Source organism: Burkholderia sp. 3C (genome assembly GCF_054589155.1).
Genome location: NZ_BAAILN010000092.1, coordinates 21,518 through 23,308, shown reverse-complemented (window position 1 = coordinate 23,308; position 1,791 = coordinate 21,518). Strand labels below are relative to the sequence as shown.

Annotated in this window: 2 protein-coding genes; both read left to right on the top strand. The window is 70.2% G+C overall.

Annotated features, from left to right (window positions below):
- The coding region (locus ACYP33_RS16345; protein WP_459622834.1) for a PucR family transcriptional regulator at positions 1-792 on the top strand (792 nt) is incomplete at its 5' end.
- Positions 793-914: 122 nt separating this feature from the next.
- On the top strand, positions 915-1,791 hold an 877-nt coding region (locus ACYP33_RS16340), incomplete at its 3' end, for a flavin reductase (RefSeq protein WP_459622833.1).

The following is a 1,791-nucleotide window of genomic DNA, read 5'->3' as shown; positions in this document are numbered from 1 at the left end:
GTCGAGCGCCGCTGGCGCGACGAGCAGGACCTGCTCGCGCGCGCGAGCCGCCTGGGCGTGGCGCTGGCGGCGCCAAGCCGGCTGCTGGTGATCGACTATCCGGCGCGCGACGGCGCGGCGCTCGACCGCTCGCACGAGTGCCACCGGATCGCCACGCTGCTGGCCGCGCAACAGAAACTGACGATCCATCCGGTCACGGTGGGCAGCGGCCTGGTGTGCCTGCTGCCCGAGGCGGCGGCGCGCAGCCCGGCGGCGGTGGCGGCGTTCTCGCGCCAGTTGTGCGCGGCGCTGGTGCCGCTGCTCGGCCGCGAGCCGACGCTGGTGGCGGGCGATTTGGTGGCCGGGCTCGACGCGCTGGCCAACGAATGGGACCGCTGCTGGCGGATGATTCGCGTGGCGCGCGCGTTCGGCAAGACCGGCGTGCTCAGCGTGCCCGATCTCGGCCCGCTGCCGATGCTGATCGGCGCGGCCGATTCGTCGGACGTGCGCGCGTTCATCGCCGGCACGATCGGCCCGGTGGTGGCCTACGACGAGCAGCATCGCGCCTCCTATATCGATACCCTCGCGACCTACATCCGCCACGGCTGCCGCAGCCAGGCCTGCGCCGATGTGATGGGCCTGCACGTCACCACGCTGCGCTACAGGCTCTCGCGCATCGGCGAGCTGTTCGGCATCGACGTCGAAACGCCCGAACGGCGCTTCTCGATCGAACTCGCGCTGCAACTGCATCAGTTGCTCGAAGGCGGCCACCCCGCCCGCCTGGCCACCCACGCGGCTCACGAGGCCCATTAGCGCGGCGACGTCCGACAGACCGAAGGGGAATCGGCGCGCCTTCTCCTTCGTTCCGCAGGAAGCCATCCCAATTTCCGCCACATACATTCATCTCAACGCAACACTGTTCGAGGTGAATGGCCATGCAAGCGGCAGTATCCGATATCCGCAACACCCTCGACCCGATCGCGCTGCGCCGCGCGTTCGGGACCTTCGTCACCGGCATCACGGTGCTCACCACGATCGATGCCGAAGGCCGCCCGCGCGGCATGACGGCCAACTCGTTCGCCTCGGTCTCGCTCGATCCGCCGCTGCTGCTGGTGTGCGTCGGCAAGGGCGCGTCGAGCTACCCCGCATTCGCGGCGGCCGAGCGCTTCGCGGTCAACCTGCTCGGCGACGCGCAAACCGATGTATCGAACCTGTTCGCCTCGAAGGCGGCCGACAAGTTCGCTTCGGTCAATCATGACGTGGTGCACACCGGCGCGCCGGTGCTGACCGACTGCATGACGTGGTTCGACTGCACCATGCACGACCGCGTGGATGCCGGCGATCACGTGATCCTGATCGGCCGCGTGCAGGCGTTCGGCACCAGCCCGGCCGCGCCGCTCGGCTTCTGCCGGGGCCGCTACGCGCAGGTCAAGGACCCGCTGCCGGCCGGCTGGCTGTCGTCGAACGACATGATCGTCGGCTATCTGATCGAGGCGCAGGGCGACCTGCTGCTGGTGTCCGACGGCAAGGGCGGCTGGGTGCTGCCCACCGCGCCGCGCCGGCGCGCCAACGGCCGGCTGCCGCTGGCCGGCGGCGGCGAGCTGGCGCTGGTGGCCGACGACACCTTCCTCTATTCCGTGTACGACGTGGACGGCCACGATTCCGGCTACCTGATCTACCGGGCGCGCCTGGCCGAGCCGCGCGGCGCGCTGGCGCTGCCGCCCGGCTTCCGCCTGTTTCCGATGGCGAGCCTTCCGTACGACGAAATCGAATCGGTCGAGATGCGCGCCATGCTGCGCCGCTTCGTGCTCG